Origin of the sequence: Hyalangium minutum, assembly GCF_000737315.1 — a bacterium.
GTDB classification, from domain to species: Bacteria; Myxococcota; Myxococcia; order Myxococcales; family Myxococcaceae; genus Hyalangium; species Hyalangium minutum.
Genome location: NZ_JMCB01000005.1, coordinates 444,373 through 458,270 on the forward strand (window position 1 = coordinate 444,373; position 13,898 = coordinate 458,270).

Here is a 13,898-nt window from a genome sequence, read left to right on the forward strand (position 1 = left end):
CTGAAAAACAGGTAAAAACGACCTATCGTTTAATTTCTTGTTTCTAAGAAACTAATAAAAGCCCAGCGCGAGAATGGGAGCCGTAGTGCTTCCTCTTTCCCCTGGAGCGAGATGAGAAAGTCATTCCTGGCCGTCGCGACGTTGACGCTGGTTGCCACCAGCGCCACGGCGGCGGAGCGCATGCACCCCGCGGATCGGCGCCGTGTCGAGAAGGCGCGTGAGCGAATCGTGCCGGCTGTCGAGAAGGAGTTCGGGCCCAAGGCCCGGTTTGTCCACCTGTTTGGCCAGGGCCGCGGAATGCTGGCGGGGGTCGTCGCCGAGATTCCGGAGCAGCCGCTGGGAACGGACGAGCTGCCGCTGCTGGCCATCGTTCAGTACGACGAGACGACGGGCGCGGTGAGCGTGGTGGATCGCCAGTTCAAGTACCGCGAGGCCCGCTCGGTGGGCCCCCATGTGGCGCTGCTCGACGGGCAGGGAAACCTGTACCTGCGCGAGCCCGGTGGCCGCGAGCGGTTGTTGGCCCAGCGAGTGGGGGGCGACCTGTTCCCGGCAGCCAAGGGCGACGCCCTGGTGGCCACGCTGGAGAGCAGCGGCACCGAGGGCCACGAGACGTCCGTGGGCCTCATCGACATGAAGGGCCACGTGAAGGTGCTGGCGGATGGGCCCGGGGTGGATGCGGCGCCTGCCATCTCTCCAGATGGAAAGACGGTGGTCTTCGTGTCCGGCCGTACGAGCGTGGCCTCGTTCTACGTGACGACGGTGGACGGCGCGGCGCCGAAGCAGCTCACCAATATTGGCCTGGAGGGCTGGATGCTGTTCGAGGGCGTTCCGGCGAACTTCGTGCCTCCGCCCGTCTCCAGCCACCACATGGAGTGGCTGAACGCGGACGTGCTTCGCTACAACGCGGGCGGCGGCGAGTTCTGGACGATCAACGTGCGCACGGGCCAGGCGGCCCCGGATCTGGGAGGTGAGAAGTGAGCACCTCCCAGATGAAGAGGCTCTCTGCCCTGCTGGCGTTCGCGCTGCTGTCCTTGCCGGCGGTCTCCTCGGCGCAGACGTACTTCCGCTTCCCCGCCTCGCAGCTCGCTGATCAGTGCGGCAACGGGGGTTGCACGGTGAGCGCTTACAAGGACTACGGGGGCCGGGACTACGCCTGTGGCGGCGTGCGCTACGCCGGCCACACCGGGACGGACTACGCCCTGGTCGGTGGGTTCAGCAAGATGGACTACGGCGTCTGGGCCATGAACGCCGCCAGCGGCACCATCGAGTCCGCGGTGGATGGCTACTTCGATCGATGCACCTACTGGGATCAGTCCAACCCCTATAACGCCTGCGGCCTCTACACCGCCAACTACATCATCATGCGGCACGCGGACGGCACCAAGACGAAGTACTGGCACCTGAAGAAGTACACGCAGCAGTTCGCCGTGGGCACCTACCTGACCTGCGCCTATTGGATCGCACTCGTGGGCTCGTCAGGCGCCTCTACGGGGCCGCACCTGCACTTCGAGTACTGGGTGCCGGGCTATGGCACGGACGATCCCTACGGCGGCTCCTGCGGGACTCCCTACACGCGGTGGACTTCGCAGGGCGCGTACCGCGGCCTGCCAGGCATCGCCTGCCAGTAGCCTGCTTGCTGGGATAGGTATGAGGGGGAGCCCCGGTCCCAAAACCTGGGGCTCCTCTAGAGCGCCGAGACGCAGCCCGTGGTGCGCAAGCCGAAGCGCGAGCCTACGGTGGGAAGCCTCTTCGTGCTGCCCGCCGCGCCCGAGGCGAAGCCGCTCAGTCCGAAGGCGAAGCCCCAGAAGCCGCGATAGCTGGTCTTTGGAGAAGGCCTGGCGCATCCTGGACCCATGAAGGCCTCCTTCCTGTCGCTGTTCGCTGCGTTCGCTCTCCTGGTGGGGACTGCTCCTCGCGCCGAGACGCCTCCGGCGCCGGTGGCTCCGGCTCCCAAGCCCTCTCAGGTCCGCGTGAAGAACCTGCGCGTGACGGTGCTCTCCACCATGCTGGCGGAAAAGGGCATTGGAGAGTGGGGCTTCGCTGCGCTGGTCGAGGCCGATGGACGCCGAATCCTTCTTGATACCGGCTACCTGCCCAACACCGTGCTCCAGAATGCCAAGGAGCAGGGCATCGACCTGTCGGACATCACCGACGTCATCCTCAGCCACAACCACGATGATCACACGGGTGGGCTCGTCACCCTGCGCCGCGAGCTGTCCAAGAAGAACCCCGCCGCGCTCTCCCGGGCGCACGTGGCCCCGGGCATCTTCTGGAGCCGGCCCAAGAAGGACGGAGGGGAGGGCAACCCCATGGTGGCCTTCCGCCCCGAGTATGAGGCCGCGGGAGGCACCTTCATCGAGCACACCGGGCCGGTGGAGCTGGCCCCCGGCGTGTGGCTCACCGGTCCGGTGCCTCGCCCCAACCCCGAGCGCAACTGGAGCAGCAAGGGCCAGGTGCAGTCCCCCCAGGGGCTCGTCGAGGAAACCATCCCCGAGGATCAGGCGCTCGTCATTGATACGGATCAGGGACTCGTGGTCATCACGGGCTGTGGACACGCGGGTGTTGTCAACATCCTCGAGTTCGCGCGGAAGCAGGTGCGCTCCGCTCCCATCCACGCGGTCCTCGGTGGGCTGCACCTGTTCCGTGCCGATGAGAAGACGCTGGCGTGGACGGGGCGCAAGCTCCGGGAGATGAAGCTCGGCCACCTCATGGGGGCGCACTGCACCGGCATCGAGACCGTGTTCCGGCTGCGCGAGCTGGCCGGGCTCCAGCGGAGCACCTGTGTCGTCGGCGCCGTGGGTGCCTCGTTCGAGCTGGGTAAGGGGTTGAATCCGCTGGAACTCGCTCGCTGAGCGAGTGGGAGGGCTGTCGCCGGGGCGACAGTCTGGGGGCCGCCTGGCAAAGGAGCCGCGCACTGCGCGGGCCGCGTTCGCACATTTGTCCGAAGAGGAGCCGCTGGAGAGGGCAGGTGGGCTGTCCGGCTCGGGAGCGGTGCGGATGATGCCGGCGCATGCCAGGGATCCGTCGTACTGGTGGGATCGATTCATCGCCTCGGACCCGGCGCTTGTCCGGCTGAAGATGGGGCTGCGCGCCATGCTGGGGTTGAGCCTGGGCCTCGCCGCCATCGCGGGGCTCGGCACGCTCCTTCACCAGTCCATCTCCGTCGCGCTCGTCGGCGTGATGATGGGGATGATGGGCGCCATCAACGTGCAGGATCCGCACCCCCGTGAGCAGCGGGTCACCTTGCTCTGGGCCATCCCTATCTCCATCGCCGCGGTGGGCGTTGCGGCGCTCTCCGCGCCGAGCCTCGTGGTCAGCGCCATCGTGTTCCTCGGGGTGATCTTCCTGGCGATCGCCGCTCAGCGCTTCGGTCCTCGCGGGGTGGGGCTGGGGATGATCGGCTTCATGCTCTTCTTCCTCTCGCTCTTCTTTCACGCGCCCGTGGCGCAGCTCCCGTGGGTGCTCGCCAGCGTCGCCGTGGGAGGCTGTGTCGCCTACGCCGTCCGCTTCTGGCTCGTCCGCGACCGGCCCGAGGCCTCGGTGCGCCGCGCGTTCGCGTCCTTCCGCCGCTCCCTGGCCCTCTTGATGGTGGACATCGGCGAGGTGCTCGATGTGCCGGATGAGCAGCGGCGGCTGGCGCTGCTGCGGCGCGCGGCCCGGCAGGTGAACGAGGCCGCGCTGGCGGTGGAGAAAGAGATCGAGAATGCCGACCCCGAGAAGCTCATCCACGGATTCCGCCAGGCCGAGCTTCGCGAGTACCTGCTCGAGCTGGAGCTCACCGCCGAGCGGATCGTGTTCGGGATCTACCGGGTGCTGGAGGCTGGGCCTCTCTCTCCTGAGAAGCGGCAGTCGCTCGTGGCCGAGCTTTCGGTGCTCCGGCGCCAGCTTCGCGACACGGGGGCGGCGCGCGCTCAGCCCGTGCCTCCATGGGGCGCCAACTCCGATGGCAGTGCGGCTGCCTCCACGGAGCCTGCCTTTACCGCCCTGGAAGGTTCGCTCAGCTACCTTCGGGAGCTGATCTTCCGGACTCCGTCTCAGTCTCGTGCCGCCGCTCCGGTCTCGACAGAGGCGGCACCAGTGCTCGAGTTAGAAGCCCCGGCCTCAGTGGGCTCTGCAGCGCCGCTCCACCCCTCGACGCGTCAGGCGATCCAAGCCACGGTCGCGGGGGCGCTTGCCATCCTCGCGGGCCACGCCGTCTCCAGCACCCGTTGGTTCTGGGCGGTGATTGCCTCGTTCGTGATCTTCAACCGCGCAACCACCCGGGGCGACATCCTCTTGCGCGCCTGGCACCGCATCCTTGGCACGGTAATCGGTGTGCTGGCGGGCATCTTTCTCGCCACCGTGGTGCGAGGCCATCGGGATCTGGAGTTCTTGCTCATCTTCGTGTGCGTGTTCCTCGGCTTCTATTTGATCCAGGTCTCCTACGCGTGGATGGTCTTCTGGTTCACCGCGCTGCTGGCCGTGCTCTACAGCCTGCTCGGCCTCTACTCTCCGGAGCTCCTCTACCTCCGGGTGTGGGAGACGCTCGTCGGTGCGGGCATCGGCGCGGTGGTCGCGGTGGTGCTGCTCCCGGCTCGCACGGGCGTTGGCGTCAAGCGAGCTGCCACCGAGGCCTTGCTCAGCGTGGCGTCCTTCCTGGAGGCTGCTGCGACTCTTCCCGGCGGAGAGGTCCTGAAGCGTGTGCGGGAAATGGATGGGAAGCTGCGCGAGGTGAGGGACGCCGCCCGTCCGCTCACGGATCGCCTGCTCCTCTCGGATCGCCAGGCGCTTCGACTCGTCCATGCGCTTGGCACGCTCGCCTTCTTCGTGAAGCAGCTCGCGCCCGCCTGTGTCCGGCTCCCCGCAGGGGAGGAGCGGATCCGGCGGCTCGAGATGCTCTTGGCCGAGAACGCCCGCTCCGTGGCCGCTTCCTTCTCCGTCGCAGGCGCGCCGATGCCCGATGCGCTCGATGCGGCGCTCCAGTCCGTGCGCGAGTCCCTCGCCCAGGCGCGGGAAGGAGAAGCCCGAGGCTTACCCCGAGTGCTCCACTGGCTGGAGCGCATCGATGCGGCGCTGCTGGAGGTCTACGCCAGCCGGGGCGTGTTCCTCGCGCGGAGGAAGCTGGCCTGAGCTGCGCTATCATTCGGAACTCCAAGGGCCGGTGACAGGAGCGTCCGACGTGCAGAGCAAGAGCTTCGGTGGGTTGATGCTGATGGGACTGATGCTGGGATGTGCCACGGCGGCTCCGCCGCCGCAGGCCTCGGGCACCACCGCTCAGGGCACCCAGAAGGAAGAGAAGGCCGCGGCCGCTGACGCCCAGAAGAACCCGGACCCAACCCTCATCTGCGAGAGCGTCGCCGTCACGGGCAGCCACATCCCCCGGAAGGTGTGCCGCACGGCCCGTCAGGTCGAGAAGGAGCGCGATGATGCGCAGAGGGCCGTCCAGAACGCGGACAAGGTCAACCGCGACTGGGGCAAGTAGCCTCCGCGCTAGCGCCGCCACATCGCGTCGGCCCTGCGGCCCAGGGTCACCCGTGTTCTGGGAAAGGTGGGTTGATCACCTACGTTAGCGCGCCTTTGAAGAATGGCTGTGCCGTCAAATTTCAGCTTTCTTGGAAAAAAGAACCTCAATCCCGGTATAGTCAGGGGCGTCTGAGGGGGGACGGATGATCGGTGTTCGCAGGGCAGTCCATCGGGTTTCGGAGGTCGATATGCAGTCCCCTCAACGTGTTGAAGACGTCTCCCCGTCCATGAGGGGTGCTGAGCCATCGAGCTTGGCCCATCCTGGAGTGGAGGCGCGAGGGCTGCCCCTGCCCACGCCCGCCTCGGCGTCGACGCGCGGCCGGCTGGCCCCGGGCTTCGCCGCGAAGCTGAACCTGTTGGTGGACTTGTTCCTGCTGGTGGGCGCGCTGCTGGGCTCCACGCTGCTGATGGGGCACAAGCTTCAGGTGAGCAACCTGGACCTGTGGCTGATGGTGGGCATGGCGGGGCTGGGTTGGCTGCTGCTGGGCACCGCGCTGTGCCTGTATGACCCGCGCTTCTCGGATCGGGCGCCGCTGGACGATTTGGCGCTGGTGTCCATCACCGTGGTGTCCATCACGGGCATGCTTTACCTGGAGCGCCTGCTGATCGCGGGCGGCTATCCGGTGGTGGCGCTGACGGGGTTCCCGTTGCTGCTGTGGGGCAGCGTGGTGGCGCTGCGGCAATTGGTGTTCCGGCGGCTCGCGGTGCGTGAGGAGCCGCTCGATGAGGCACTGGTGCTGGGCGTGGGCGCCATGGGCCGGCTCACGGGCGAGGATCTGATCCAGCGCGGCCGCCGTCACGTCATCGGCTACCTGGCCTTCAGCACCGAGCAGCTCTTGTCCGCGGTGCCCGGCCCGGTGCTGGGCAAGGTGGATCGCCTGGAGGAGGTGCTGTGCCAGGTGCCGGTCGACATTGTCTACATCTCGGGCAGCGTGCAGAAGCACGGCGCGGAGATGCAGTCGGCCATCAAGCTGTGCGAGCGCTTTGGCATCCCGTTCGCGCTGCCGGCGCACCCGTTCCGCATGGACCGGGCGCGTGCCCAGGACAGCCATGCGGTGTCCGACGGCTACCTGCACTTCGTCACGAACCAGCCTCGGCCGCACCAGATGGCCATCAAGCGCCTGTTCGACATCATCTCCTCGGCCGCGGCCCTGCTGGCGCTCTCGCCGCTGCTGGTGACGGTGGCGGCGGCGATCAAGCTCACCTCGCGTGGCCCCATCTTCTTCAAGCAGAAGCGCGTCGGCCTGCACGGGAAGACGTTCGACATGCTCAAGTTCCGCTCCATGGTGGTCAACGCCGAGGAGCTGCGCGCCAAGCTCGAGGCGCTCAACGAGCAGAGCGGCCCCGTCTTCAAGATCAAGAACGACCCGCGGATCACTTCCATCGGCCGCTTCATCCGCAAGTACTCGATCGACGAGCTGCCTCAGCTGCTCAACGTGCTGCGCGGTGAGATGAGCGTGGTGGGCCCGCGTCCGCCGCTGCCCAAGGAGGTGGAGAAGTACGCCGCCTGGCAGCGCCGCCGCCTGTCCGTGCGTCCGGGCCTCACCTGCATCTGGCAGGTCTCCGGCCGCAACCAGATCTCCTTCGAGGAGTGGATGTACCTGGACATGCAGTACATCGACAACTGGACCCTGCTGACGGACCTGAGCCTCATCGTCAAGACGGTTCCGGTGGTCCTCACCGGCAGCGGCGCCAGCTAGGCCTCAGCGGACCCGGATCATCCCCGTCATGCCCACCGCCGCGTAGAGCCCGTTGCTGTAGATGAAGTCTCCGGCCAGCGGGAAGGTGAAGTCCTTGCGGTCAGAGAAGAAGACGTAGGTGATGGGCGTGAACGGGGCGCCCGTGGAGATGCTCGCGGGCACCCCCGGCATCAGGCCGTAAGTCTGGAACGGGCCTTGGAAGGAGACCGTCTGGCCCGCCGCGATGCTCAAGCAGCGCGGGGAGTAGCGGTTCCCGAGCTCGTTCCCGAACCGCACCACGCGCTCCGCGCTGTCCGCGCTCGCGTCCACGAAGTCCTGTGGGGTGCAGCCCACCACCTCCGAGAAGTCCTCGGGCCCCGGCCGGGGCTCCGGCTCGCGGCAGGCCCCCTCGGGATCCAGCTTGCGGAGCTCTGGAGACGTAAACCCATTCCGGATCGCGTATTTCTGCACGGCCCCGAGCCGGGTTACGTCGGAGGTACGGATCTCCACGTCCCAGTCGACCGAGGCCTCGAGCACGCCATTGCGCAGCGTGACCGTGCCCCCAGTCGTGTAGCCGATCTCCCGGCTCGCGCCGCCAATGCGGCTGTGGGTCGACTCACAGCGAGTCCCCGTCCGGACCACACCCTGATCGGGCGTGGCGAAGTCCACGAGCAGGGTGCATTGGCCCTCCGGATCGATCATCAGCGCCCGCTCCGTTCCCCCGCATTCCACGAGCGCCATGCAGCGCTGCTCCTGGGGGAAGTCCTGTTCCACAGGCCCGCTGGAGGGGACGAAGAACTGCTCGTGGACATCTAAGGAGGCGCACCACACGGGGTGCTGGCCCTCCGAGGGAGTGGAAGGACATCCCCCCGACAGCATGGGGGCCAGTGCCCCCACCGCCGCCAGCAGCTTCATTCTCACGCTGCGCATGCCTGCTTTCATGCGCTCAGTGAAGCCCGGGTCTCAGCGCGGAGGCAAGCTGCCCCGGCCCTCGCGCTCACGAGGGGTTGACGCCCGCCACCAGGTAGAAGCGGATCTCCCCCGAGTTGACGCCGTACGCCACGTCCACGCCCACCAGCGGCAGCACCACGCTGCGCAGGAACAGGCGCAGGCCCAGCCCGAGCCCCTGGGCCACCGTGGCGCTGCCCACTCCGTCCTTCGAGTCCTCCAGGTAGCCCCGCACCACCCGGCCCGTCACGTCCCGCAGCTGCCGGTCCTCGGGGATGCTCCGCCACATCATCACCCCGGTGTCCGAGAAGGCCACGCCCCGGAAGGACAGGGAGCGCACGGTGAAGAGCGGGAAGTGGTACTCGGCCGTGAAGGAGGTGCGGGTGTCGCCTCGGAACTGCCGGTAGATGAAGCCGCGCAGCGAGCTCGCGCCCGCCACGAACTCCTGGTGGAACGGCAGGTCCACGCCCAGGGACACCTCCCCGCGCAGCACCAGGTTGTGCTCCTCGAAGAAGCGCAGGCCGTGCCGGTACAGCAGTCCGAAGCGCTGGTAGCGGAACTGGCTCCCCACGCCCGGGTTCGACAGCTCCAGCGAGCCCTCGATGTTCAGGCCCTCCATCACGGCATGGAGGTTCTGCCGGGTATCAATTCCCATCATCAGCCGCAGCGAGGCGTCTCGCTGCACCGGGCCCGGCTCGAAGGCCGGCTCCGTCACCGGCGTGTCCTGGCTCGGATCCTGGGCATCGATGAGCATCAGCCGGTACTTCGCGCCCACGCGCACCCGCTCGGCGATCATCACCGACAGCTCGCTCGCGGCGGAGGCCGAGTTGAGCCGCGTGCGGCGCCGCACCTCGGGCACCTTGGCGCTCGCTCCCGGCTGGTACTCCTCCACCCGGTCGCTGCGCAGCTGGCCCTCGAAGCTCAGCCGCAGCGGAGGAAAGCCAAACAGGTTCGGATCCAGGAAGCCCACGAAGAGGCCGCTCTCGGCCGTGCTCACCTGCACCGCCGCCGCGAACTTCTTGCTGCGGCCCCACAGGTTGCTCTCCGCGTACAGCACCCCGCCGCCGATGTTCGAGTTGGACACCGAGAAGGTGGGCGCTACCACCCATGAGGCCTTGTCCTGCACCTGGAGCACCACCCGCGCCCGGCCGTCGCCCGTGGGCTGTGTGCTGACGTGGACCTCCTGGAAGAGGCCCGTGGCCAGCAGCCGCCGCTCCACCCGCGTGAGCTCCTCCGGGGTGACGGTGTCTCCCGCATCCAGGCGCGAGTAGTCCTGCACCGTCTCGGGCCGTGTCTTTTCCGTGCCGAGCACCACGACCTCGCTTACTACCAGGGGGCTCCCGGTGGGCTCGGCCGGCGGGGGCAGGGAAGGGGACAGCTCGGGGGCAGCAGGGGCCTCGGGAGCGGGAGACGTGTCGGGAGCAGGGGGCGGTTCGGCCTCCTGGGCGCTCGCTCGTGGGGCCGCGAGGCTCAGCGTGACGGCCAGATAAAACCCTACCCATCCTCTGGTCATGGTGCCGGGGACGATAGACCGATTCGCAGCGCCTCGGGGGCCTTGGTATGCAGTCAGGTATGACGGATGTGAACCAGCAGCTATTGGATGCCACCGTGGTCCCCCAGAAGAGTGTGACGGGGGATGCGGTGTCTGCTTCAGCCTCCACCAACGCCGCCCGGCGCAGCACGGTCCTCCCGCGGCTGGAGTGGACGGGTGACCGGCCCCGCATCGTTCCCTTCCAGCGCGAGCGCTTCGAGGAGCTTCGGGCCCTGGGGCAGGGCGGCATGGGCGAGGTGGTGCTGCTGAAGGACCACGACATCGAGCGCACCGTCGCCCTCAAGCGGCTGTCCGAGAGCCAGGACCTGGATCGGGTGCTGCGCTTCGTGGAGGAGATCCGCACCGTCGGGCAGCTGGACCACCCGAACATCGTCCCCGTGCATGACGTAGGGGTGGACGAGAGCGGCCGGTACTACTTCTTGATGAAGCACCTGCAGGGAGAGACGCTCGAGTCCATCATCACCCGGCTTCGGCAGGGAGACCGCGCCGCCCATGCGCAGTACCCCTTCCAGGCGCGGCTCCAGCTCTTCCTGGGCGTGCTGCACGCGCTGTCGTACGCGCACCGCAAGGGCTTCATCCACCGGGACCTCAAGCCCTCCAACATCATGGTGGGGCCCTTTGGCGAGGTGACGGTGATGGACTGGGGGCTCGCCCGGAAGTACCGCCGGCCCGGCGACGCGGGCTCCGCCGAGGACAAGGCCAGCGCTCCCAGTGCCCAGGGGCTACGGGAGTCGGCCTCGCTGCTGACCCAGGCGGGCGCCGTCATGGGCACGCCGCTCTACATGTCTCCCGAGCAGGCCCGGGGCGAGCACGACTCGCTGGATCCGCGCAGCGACATCTACAGCCTGAGCGCGCTGCTCTACGAGTTCCTCTTCCTGCGGCACTACCTGGAGGGGCGCGAGTCGATGGCGGACATCCTCGAGGGCGTCAAGACGGTGACTCCCTCGGTGGAGACGACCCCCGAGCATCCGGCGCAGACGCGCGTGCCCGCCGAGCTGTGCTGGTTCGTCATCCGGGGCCTCGCGAAGAATCCGGCGGAGCGCTACGCCTCCGTGGATGAGATGGTGGAGGAGCTCCAGAGCATCCAGAGCGGTCGAATCCATGTGATGTGCCAGCGCACCTTCATGAAGAGCGTGCTCCATCGGCTGTTGAGGAGCGTGGACCAGAACCCGAAGGTGGTCATGCTGGGTTCCGCGGCGGTAGCGGCGCTGATCCTCGCCGCCTTCGCTCAGGCCCTGCTGCGGCTGTTCTGAGAGCCCCGGACTGAGCGCCCTCAGGCGGGGCGCTTGCTCACAGCGAGCCCACCAAGGCGCGCAGCTCCTCGTCTTCCGGGATGGGAGAGAGCGCGCCCCCCTGGAGCCCTCGGGAGCGTTGCTGCTCTCCGCCGAGCTGGAGTGACTCCGCCAGCAGCGAGCGCGCCTGATCGCGCTTGCCTTGCAGGAAGGCGATGTAGCCCGCATTCCACAGCGCCGTGGGGCCGCGGGGCTGACGCTCCAGCGAGGCGGCGATCTTCGCGCTCGCCCGCTCCAGGAATGCCAGCGCCTGGTCCCGCTTCTGTACCCAGCACCGCTTCGCCTCGAAGATGAGCACCACGCCCGCGTCGTTGAGGGCCTCGGCGACGCGCTCGCGCACGGAGGCTTCGGGCGCTCCGTGGTACCGGCGCGCGACCTCCTCGTAGGCCGCCAGGGACTCTTCGAGCCGGTTCAGCTTCCAGAGGATCTCTCCCTTGCAGGCGAGCCCCCGCGCGACCTCCTCGCGCACCTCCGGCTCGGTGTCGCCGCCATAGCGGCGGTCGAGCTCGTCGAAGGCGGCCACCTCCTCCTCGCGCCGATCCATCCGGCCGAGGAACACGGCCTTGTAGGCCAGAGACTTGGCCATCCGGGCGCGGACCAGGACGGGCTCGCTCGGGCCGCCGTAGCGCGGAATCATCGCCTCGTAGAAGGCGAGCGCCTCGGGCGTCTGCTTCAGGTTCCCCAGGACGACGCCCTTATAGAGGATGGCCTCGGCCACCGCGTCCCGCAGCGCGGGCTCGGACGCCTTGTCGAACCGGCGGAGCACCTCGTCGAAGACGGAGAGCATTTCCTCGGAGCGGTGCTGCTGCCGGAGCACCTCGGCCTTCGCCAGCAGCGCTTGGGCCACTTTCTCGCGCGCTGCATGCTCCCGGGACTCGCTGTGGTCGCGGAGCACCTGCTCAACCGAGGCCAGCTCCACCTCCGCGCTCTTGAGCATCTCCAGGGTCCGGCCCAGGCCCTCTTGCGCCGCGGTCACCATGTCCCGGAGCCGGGCATCGCTGGCGCCGCGGAAGTGGTCCATCAGCGTCTCGTAGCAGGAGAGTGCCTCACGCGGGCGGTTCGAGAGCCGCAGGAAGATGGCCTTGCTCAGGAGCGCCAGGGCTGCGTGGTAGCGCAGCACCACGTCGCTCGCACCGGCGAAGCGGCGGAACACCTCGTCATAGAGGGGCAGCCCCTCGTCGAGCCGGTTCAGCTCACCCAGCGCATCGGCCTTGGCCAGGAGCGCTCCGGCCATCACCTGCGCCAGGCCCGCCTCGTCCGCGCCGTCGTGCCGCTGGAGCACCTCGTCGCAGAGGGGCACGGCCGCCTCGGACTGGCCGAGGTTCATCAGCGCGTGGGCCTTGTGGATGAGCACCTTGGACGTCAGCTCTCGCAGCTTCGTATCGGTGGAAGCCGCGAAGAGCCGGAGCGCCTCGTTGCAGCTGGCCAGGGAGTCCTCGAAGCGCTCCAGCTGCCCGAGCGTGATGGCCTTGCCGATGAAGGCTCGGGCCACTTGGACTTGCACGGCCTGCGCGCTGGAGCTTCCAAACCGCTGGAACAGCTGGCCCATGAGGGCCAGGGCCTCCTCGTACTGACGCTGGTCCATGAGCGAGTGGGCGTTGTCGACGAGCGCCTGGGCGGCCTGCTCCGGGGCCTCCCCCATGCTCGCTTCGCCAGTCCTTCGGCTCACTTCGTTCTCGGCAGCCATGGGCTCCTCGTCTTGCTGATGCCTTTGTCCTACTCCCCCTGGCCGTGTCCAGTGGAGCATAGGACGGACTCAGCCGCTCATGCGACCCTTGTCGACTTGCCTTTCGGATGCGGAGCATCGAGAGTCCCGGCCCCGCGAGAATCCGCCCGAGCCTTGATGCGACAGGACTCCGACCCCTCACCTCCCTCGCGTGGCCGCGTGTGGAGTGTCACCGTTGCGTCACTGCTGGGAGCGGCGCTGGCGGAGGGGCTCCACCTGCCCGCGGGGGCGTTGCTGGGAGGGATGTTGGTGGCGCTCGTGGGCTCCGTGTTCGCTTCCGTGCGCGTGCCCATTCCGAGAGCCCTGCAAATGGCCGCTCCAGCGGTGCTGGGGGCCGCTCTGTGCGCGGCCTTCCGGCCCTCTGCCTGGGCCGCGCTCGCCGAGCACTGGCCCATTGCTCTCCTCAACGTGGTGGCGGTGGTGGCCATCGCACAGGGGGTGGCGCTCGTCTTTGCCCGGTTGAGTGGCCTGGACGTCCGGACCGTCACCCTGGGCCTCATGCCGGGAGGGGCGTCGGCGATGGTGGTGCTCAGCGAGGAGCTGGGCGCGGACTCACGCCTGGTGACGCTCTTCCAGTACGTGCGCCTGGGCGTCGTCATCCTCGTGGCGGGCGCGGTGGGCCGATGGGCCATTGATACGCCTCAGCTCCCGGTGGCCTCCGCCTCAGCGCTTCCCGGTGCGCCGCCTCCGGGGCTGGCGTGGGGCGTGACGCTGCTCGTGGCCGCCGTGGGGGGCTGGGGGGGCATGCGGCTGCGGCTGCCGGCGGGGGCTTTCCTCGGGCCGCTGCTGGTGGGGGTGCCGCTCACGGCGCTGGGCATTCCGGTGGGCGCGTTGCCGCCGGGACTGCTGGCGCTGTTGATGTGGGTGCTCGGCGTGCGCGTGGGCAGCCAGTTCGATGCCGAGGCCGTGTGGCGGCTGCGGCGCGTGGCGGTGGGAGCACTCGGGGGCGCGGTGGCGGTGGTGGGCGGCTGCGTGCTGCTGGCCTGGGCGTGGTCCTCGCTCGGAGGCGTGGACTTGCTCACCACCTACTTCGCCACCTCACCTGGGGGAGCGGATACGATGCTGGCCATCGCGCTGGGGACGCATGCGAGCTTGCCGCTCGTACTCTCAGTCCAGGTGGGGCGACTACTGCTCGTCTTCTTCGTGGTCCCCATCCTCTTTCGGCGCCTGTCTCCGGGCCGCCGCAATCCTTTGTGATG

General features: G+C 68.4%; 12 protein-coding genes. 8 read left to right on the top strand and 4 right to left on the bottom strand.

Annotated features, from left to right (window positions below):
- Positions 1 to 111: 111 nt before the first annotated feature.
- Together DB31_RS15345 and DB31_RS15350 are read left to right on the top strand one after the other, a co-directional pair.
- Positions 112 to 978: a TolB family protein gene (locus DB31_RS15345; protein WP_083968316.1), complete on the top strand. Its 867-nt coding sequence runs from the start codon at positions 112 to 114 to the stop codon at positions 976 to 978.
- 11 nt (positions 979 to 989) lie between these two features.
- Positions 990 to 1,628: a M23 family metallopeptidase gene (locus DB31_RS15350; RefSeq protein WP_044188199.1), complete on the top strand. Its 639-nt coding sequence runs from the start codon at positions 990 to 992 to the stop codon at positions 1,626 to 1,628.
- A gap of 56 nt (positions 1,629 to 1,684) precedes the next feature.
- Here the strand turns inward: DB31_RS15350 and DB31_RS48805 are convergent, their stop codons facing one another.
- On the bottom strand, positions 1,685 to 1,855 hold the full coding sequence (locus tag DB31_RS48805; RefSeq protein ID WP_157231995.1) for a hypothetical protein: 171 nt from the start codon (positions 1,853 to 1,855) through the stop codon (positions 1,685 to 1,687).
- Here DB31_RS48805 and DB31_RS15355 point away from each other — a divergent pair.
- The 4 genes from DB31_RS15355 (at position 1,854) to epsZ (ending at position 7,202) form a co-directional block, all read left to right on the top strand.
- Positions 1,854 to 2,852 carry an MBL fold metallo-hydrolase gene (locus DB31_RS15355; RefSeq protein ID WP_075306003.1) on the top strand — a complete coding sequence of 333 codons (999 nt, stop codon included), beginning with the start codon at positions 1,854 to 1,856 and terminating at the stop codon, positions 2,850 to 2,852. The genes DB31_RS48805 and DB31_RS15355 overlap by 2 nt on opposite strands.
- A 145-nt stretch (positions 2,853 to 2,997) precedes the next feature.
- The gene (locus tag DB31_RS15360; protein WP_157231996.1) at positions 2,998 to 5,109 is read left to right on the top strand and encodes an FUSC family protein; all 2,112 of its coding nucleotides are present in this window, start codon (positions 2,998 to 3,000) and stop codon (positions 5,107 to 5,109) included.
- 49 nt (positions 5,110 to 5,158) lie between these two features.
- Positions 5,159 to 5,461 (top strand): hypothetical protein, encoded by a 303-nt coding sequence (locus DB31_RS15365; protein WP_044188015.1) that lies wholly within the window; start codon positions 5,159 to 5,161, stop codon positions 5,459 to 5,461.
- Between the two features lie 292 nt (positions 5,462 to 5,753).
- Entirely contained in the window at positions 5,754 to 7,202 is a 1,449-nt protein-coding gene (gene epsZ / locus DB31_RS15370) for an exopolysaccharide biosynthesis polyisoprenyl-phosphate hexose-1-phosphate transferase EpsZ (protein WP_240486707.1), read from the top strand.
- A gap of 3 nt (positions 7,203 to 7,205) precedes the next feature.
- Here epsZ and DB31_RS44815 read toward each other — a convergent pair whose 3' ends face one another.
- Together DB31_RS44815 and DB31_RS15385 are read right to left on the bottom strand one after the other, a co-directional pair.
- A complete protein-coding gene (locus DB31_RS44815; RefSeq protein WP_157231997.1) occupies positions 7,206 to 8,111 on the bottom strand; it encodes a hypothetical protein in 906 nt (301 codons plus the stop codon).
- Between the two features lie 67 nt (positions 8,112 to 8,178).
- Complete coding sequence (locus DB31_RS15385) at positions 8,179 to 9,642, bottom strand: BamA/TamA family outer membrane protein (RefSeq protein WP_083968320.1); 1,464 nt, start codon at positions 9,640 to 9,642, stop codon at positions 8,179 to 8,181.
- Positions 9,643 to 9,701: 59 nt separating this feature from the next.
- Here DB31_RS15385 and DB31_RS15390 point away from each other — a divergent pair, with 59 nt between their 5' ends.
- A complete protein-coding gene (locus DB31_RS15390) occupies positions 9,702 to 10,934 on the top strand; it encodes a serine/threonine-protein kinase (RefSeq protein WP_240486708.1) in 1,233 nt (410 codons plus the stop codon).
- Positions 10,935 to 10,971: 37 nt separating this feature from the next.
- On the opposite strand, the gene DB31_RS15395 is transcribed toward DB31_RS15390, so the two are convergent.
- Positions 10,972 to 12,660, bottom strand: a complete 1,689-nt coding sequence (locus DB31_RS15395) for a tetratricopeptide repeat protein (RefSeq protein WP_169787052.1) — start codon at positions 12,658 to 12,660, stop codon at positions 10,972 to 10,974.
- A gap of 156 nt (positions 12,661 to 12,816) precedes the next feature.
- Between DB31_RS15395 and DB31_RS15400 the strand changes: the two genes are divergently transcribed.
- Complete coding sequence (locus DB31_RS15400; protein WP_044188026.1) at positions 12,817 to 13,896, top strand: AbrB family transcriptional regulator; 1,080 nt, start codon at positions 12,817 to 12,819, stop codon at positions 13,894 to 13,896.
- Positions 13,897 to 13,898: the final 2 nt, after the last annotated feature.

Coding starts and splice junctions, on each gene's coding strand:
- DB31_RS15360 (WP_157231996.1), top strand. CDS start 2,998: ATGATGCCGGCGCATGCCAGGGATCCGTCGTACTGGTGGGATCGATTC.
- DB31_RS15395 (WP_169787052.1), bottom strand. CDS start 12,660: ATGGCTGCCGAGAACGAAGTGAGCCGAAGGACTGGCGAAGCGAGCATG.
- DB31_RS15400 (WP_044188026.1), top strand. CDS start 12,817: ATGCGACAGGACTCCGACCCCTCACCTCCCTCGCGTGGCCGCGTGTGG.
- DB31_RS15355 (WP_075306003.1), top strand. CDS start 1,854: ATGAAGGCCTCCTTCCTGTCGCTGTTCGCTGCGTTCGCTCTCCTGGTG.
- DB31_RS48805 (WP_157231995.1), bottom strand. CDS start 1,855: ATGGGTCCAGGATGCGCCAGGCCTTCTCCAAAGACCAGCTATCGCGGC.
- DB31_RS15385 (WP_083968320.1), bottom strand. CDS start 9,642: ATGACCAGAGGATGGGTAGGGTTTTATCTGGCCGTCACGCTGAGCCTC.
- DB31_RS15390 (WP_240486708.1), top strand. CDS start 9,702: ATGACGGATGTGAACCAGCAGCTATTGGATGCCACCGTGGTCCCCCAG.
- DB31_RS15350 (WP_044188199.1), top strand. CDS start 990: ATGAAGAGGCTCTCTGCCCTGCTGGCGTTCGCGCTGCTGTCCTTGCCG.
- DB31_RS44815 (WP_157231997.1), bottom strand. CDS start 8,111: ATGCGCAGCGTGAGAATGAAGCTGCTGGCGGCGGTGGGGGCACTGGCC.
- DB31_RS15345 (WP_083968316.1), top strand. CDS start 112: ATGAGAAAGTCATTCCTGGCCGTCGCGACGTTGACGCTGGTTGCCACC.